The 3,979-nt window shown below is 41.7% G+C and carries 5 protein-coding genes and 2 pseudogenes; 1 reads left to right on the top strand and 6 read right to left on the bottom strand.

Annotated features, from left to right (window positions below):
• Positions 1-111: 111 nt before the first annotated feature.
• Positions 112-444: a GNAT family N-acetyltransferase gene (locus tag RMO27_RS12200; protein ID WP_396133689.1), complete on the top strand. Its 333-nt coding sequence runs from the start codon at positions 112-114 to the stop codon at positions 442-444.
• A gap of 107 nt (positions 445-551) precedes the next feature.
• On the opposite strand, the gene RMO27_RS12205 is transcribed toward RMO27_RS12200, so the two are convergent.
• The 6 genes and pseudogenes from RMO27_RS12205 to RMO27_RS12230 all read right to left on the bottom strand — a co-directional run bounded on the left by RMO27_RS12205 (position 552) and on the right by RMO27_RS12230 (position 3,783).
• Positions 552-1,478: a hypothetical protein gene (locus tag RMO27_RS12205; protein ID WP_309732802.1), complete on the bottom strand. Its 927-nt coding sequence runs from the start codon at positions 1,476-1,478 to the stop codon at positions 552-554.
• 259 nt (positions 1,479-1,737) lie between these two features.
• A pseudogene (locus RMO27_RS23855) lies at positions 1,738-2,049 on the bottom strand (hypothetical protein).
• Positions 2,050-2,162: 113 nt separating this feature from the next.
• Positions 2,163-2,357 carry a hypothetical protein gene (locus RMO27_RS12215; protein ID WP_309732805.1) on the bottom strand — a complete coding sequence of 65 codons (195 nt, stop codon included), beginning with the start codon at positions 2,355-2,357 and terminating at the stop codon, positions 2,163-2,165.
• An 86-nt stretch (positions 2,358-2,443) separates the two neighbouring features.
• Positions 2,444-2,779 (bottom strand): annotated as a pseudogene (locus RMO27_RS12220) (DUF5615 family PIN-like protein).
• Positions 2,776-3,009, bottom strand: a complete 234-nt coding sequence (locus RMO27_RS12225) for a DUF433 domain-containing protein (protein WP_309732806.1) — start codon at positions 3,007-3,009, stop codon at positions 2,776-2,778. Before RMO27_RS12225 ends, RMO27_RS12220 begins: the two are co-directional and overlap by 4 nt.
• Positions 3,010-3,105: 96 nt before the next feature.
• Complete coding sequence (locus RMO27_RS12230; RefSeq protein ID WP_309732809.1) at positions 3,106-3,783, bottom strand: transposase; 678 nt, start codon at positions 3,781-3,783, stop codon at positions 3,106-3,108.
• Positions 3,784-3,979 lie beyond the last annotated feature (196 nt).

The raw sequence follows: 3,979 nt of genomic DNA on the forward strand, positions 1-3,979 counted from the left end.
GAATTATAACTTCCGTTTGTCGTCGCTAAAATCAGGCTATTATAAACGGGTTAGCATAGCAGGTTCGGTAGAACCACATTTGTCGCTTTAGTTAGTGCTGACGATCGCCAGATAGCAGGCTATTATTCCGTTAGCATGGCAGAGATCACCATCGAGATTTTACCACCAGAGTTTCAGAAAGGTTTGCCCCGATACCCGATTCCGGCGATGCGGATCGGTCGATTAGCGGTAGATATTACTAGACGGGGAAAAGGTTTAGGGAAGGCATTATTGATGGAATGTTTTCGACGAGCGATTGTGCTGTCTCGCGAGATAGGTATATTTGCGATTGTGGTTGATGCAACTAATGAATCGGCTAGAGATTTTTATTTAAAATATGGTTTTATTGCCTTACCTTCCCAGCCAATGTCTTTATTTATTCCCTTGGCAACAATCAGATTGTGAATTTGTTGTGTCGTTGGCGTAGCCTACTGGAGGTAATCGCGTTGCGATAGCTATTCACTTCTTCTAAAAAGTCATCAAAAGTCGGATCGTCTTGAAAAATCCCCATATTAGCAATCCAAGGATCGCTTGTTTCTGGACTGTGTTTTCAACCGCTCCGGCACTATGTCGATTTCCGTGACCGAATAAGGTTGACCATTCAAGCACTTACGGAATTCATCCTTCATCTTGAGACCACTATGCCACATGGTCTTGGCAACAGACTTACCATCTATTTTTACATCAAAATTCTGGACATCTTCCATTCCCGCCAAAGCTGCATCAATTGTCGGCACAGCAAAAGCAATCACCCCAAATGGCAGCTTTGGCATTGTGTAATTAAATGCCTTTACCGTGGCAGGGGGTTCATTGTTTTGAATCAGAGTAACCGTAATTGTTTTCATCGTTTTAGGTCTCGGAATAGCTTCTGCTGCAAATGTAAGCAGAGCACCTTTGTAGTCACCGCCAGGTCCCAACAAATCGATCATTATTGGTGCCTTTTTAGCTTCCGGATCCATTGATGCCTTAAAAAAAGATGCAGCACAATAGTTACCTGGCTTTACCCCCGCTAACCTTGAAGTAGGAAAAAGGTTCCAACTACCAGATATATATTTCACATACTTTGGATCTTGCAATAATCTAGCTTGTTGTAGCACATTGACCATGGTAGCAGCGGATTGAAATTTTAGTGCCGCCAACTTGGGGTCGTAATAACGAGACACGGGGGAGCTACTCTCGCGAGAATTGTTACCATCGCCTGACTGGGGTATTTCTTCGCAGAGTAGAATCGCCGCGACACCATGACTGCCACCAGTAATCCCAATCTGCCTCTCTCCAGGACCAGGGCCATTCGGACAAACAAAACTTGCCTGAGCCAAGTTACTACCAATAGACAACGAAAACATTGCAGTCGTGCTGCACAAAATGAAATTCGCCAAGTTAATGTTCGACATTATCAATTTCCCAAATTTCAGATCCGCATCGATATTTTTGAGCATTTACACAATAGCCTAATTTCACCGCATTTATCTAAGCATAATGTGCGCCTAACGGTTTGCAACAAATCGCAAGGCAGTGGATTTGAAAATAGGGCGGATAACCTTACAATCTGTTCCCGTGCAGGCGATTGTAAGGTTTTGTTATTTTGCTATGCAATTAGAAATGTAGAAATGTAGGGTGGGCACTGCCCACAAGCAAGCTTGTCCAAAGCCATAAAGCCTTTGCTCGCCATACTTATTTTACTTGCCCAAACCCCTTTTATTGATATTTTGACTTCAGTTCGAGTGCCGCACAAAAACTATTGAGGCTATTTAATAAAGCATTATAGTAAGAATAAGCATCATCGCGATCGAGCTGAAGATATTCATACAAAGCGAGTTCCGGCTCTGAGACTAGAGACCCCTGCGGAATATTCAAACCCGCTTCAGTTAAACGGATAGATGCGAGTCTCTTTCAGAGAGGCTACGCCAACGAGATTAATAGCGACCCGATCGTATTATTTCTGCCGTGGTAAAGATCTTCCAGCCCAGGTAAAATTAACTCAGATCCTGGCAATTCATTTAGTTCCATTATTTATCCCTCTCTGATATATTTTCATAGTGATCGATAAATTGTTCGATCTTATTTCTCAAGAGATCGGCATCGAGAGATGGAAATCGAATCAATTCAGATTCGATCGCAAATTAAGCCACCATCAGTAATTCTGACATCTTATTTTTCAGATCGGACGATGTAACCAGCGGCTTGTAAACTTCACCCTTATAAGGTTTCCAGAAATAGCCCGTATCGAAACTCCGCAGTACTGACGGAGAGCCTAACAATTGCCAAATATCTCGATCGATCATAATTCCAGGTAGATTAGCTAATGTATCATGCATGATCTGCAATGAGTTTACTCCTGTTTAAACTAATTTTCAGACATCACATTCGATTGCCTCCGGCACGCTGCGCGAACGATAATAGTTTACTCACCAATCTCGACTACAATTTCCCCTTGCTGAAGTTGGGTGATTGCTTCAGTAAAGTTTAAAGATAGTAGTCATCTGAGATTTTGATTGGTGACATTACCACAAGTAAGCCAAAGAATTTGAGGTGGCGATCCTAGCCGACAAACCAAGTCAACGAAATCGCTATCTTTTGTCATAATGACAAGATTAGGTTACCTTGCCGCTTCAAAGATTTCAGCGTCTTTGGCATCACGCAATCCTAATTCTTTGAGAGAAAACGCAGTAACTCCAAAGGTTTCGACGAGCCATGCTGCCAAGGTTGGCGGTAACTGTGCATCTACCCAAATTATCATGCTGTTAAACGGAGGAATTCTGTCCGACGAGCAGCAAATAGCAAACAAGCTTGAATATCTTCGGGTTCTAAATCGGGGAAATCAGTCAATATTTCTTCAACAGATACATTTTCAGCCAGCATTTCTAAAATGTCACTGACTCGAATCCGCATTCCCCGAATACAAGGTCGTCCACAACATTGTCCTGGTGTTTGGGTAATTCGGTCTAATTTCTGAAAGGGTAAAAGCATGATAATTTGTAAGACCTCAATAAACGCTGGTAGGGGGGATATGGTCGCGACAAATACCCATCTTTGTAATGGCTAAGATTAGGTACCTCAAATCTGCTATGCCGGAGCCGGAATTTTTGTAGCAGCTTTAGTACGGATCACATCTGATAACGGTAGTACTTGCTCATTGTTGTGTAGTCTAGACGTAAGATAGTTCCAAAACGAAATCCCTAATTTACGACAAGTCTTTTTCAAGCCAACAAACGTATCTCTGGCTTTTCGCCCTAGCGCAGAACGTGTTCCACCACTAATTTTTCGGCGAGTAACATATTCTCTAATATCTGTTTCTGCGGCATTGTTGTGCAATGGAAATTCGGGACAATCCAATACCTGCAACAGTTGAACTTTATGATTTCTGATTTGATTAAGGACATTATTGAGTAGCCCATGATGGATATAACATCGTCCAAATATCTCATCAAATCTACTCTGTAGTTTGATTGAACCGTTAGTGCCAGGATGCTGTTGATATTGTTTTAATTCTTGATAATATTCCCACAATAATCCTTGCATTTCGGCAATATTATCTCGTTCTGGATCGGTATTTCCCTCTAACTTCCTCAAGCCTCTTTCAATATGAACCCAGCATAATCCATGTGTCATAATATTAAATTGCCCCGCTCCATCGCTGAGAATTCTCAATGGCTCACTTCTTCCTTCGATTGTCAAACCACCTAATAGTGCAGCTTCACTCAGTACTCGTACTGTTTTTACACTAGCTATTCCCTTCGACAATAGATAGTTGTATCAGTCTTCTCTCGTGGTTGCTAATGGCCGATCTGAAAAAATTATGGTTCTACCGAACCTGCTATGCTAATTTATCTATAATGTTCCCGCTCTGGCGATCGACAAGATTGGTATTGTAACTCTCGTAATGTTTAACTGGTAGGAATCGTGCAAGTATATTATCATGTTAAATGACAGAAAAATT

This window comes from Chamaesiphon sp. OTE_75_metabat_556, from assembly GCF_031378165.1.
Taxonomy (GTDB): domain Bacteria; phylum Cyanobacteriota; class Cyanobacteriia; order Cyanobacteriales; family Chamaesiphonaceae; genus Chamaesiphon.

Coding starts and splice junctions, on each gene's coding strand:
- RMO27_RS12205 (WP_309732802.1), bottom strand. CDS start 1,478: ATGCTCAAAAATATCGATGCGGATCTGAAATTTGGGAAATTGATAATG.
- RMO27_RS12215 (WP_309732805.1), bottom strand. CDS start 2,357: ATGCATGATACATTAGCTAATCTACCTGGAATTATGATCGATCGAGAT.
- RMO27_RS12225 (WP_309732806.1), bottom strand. CDS start 3,009: ATGCTTTTACCCTTTCAGAAATTAGACCGAATTACCCAAACACCAGGA.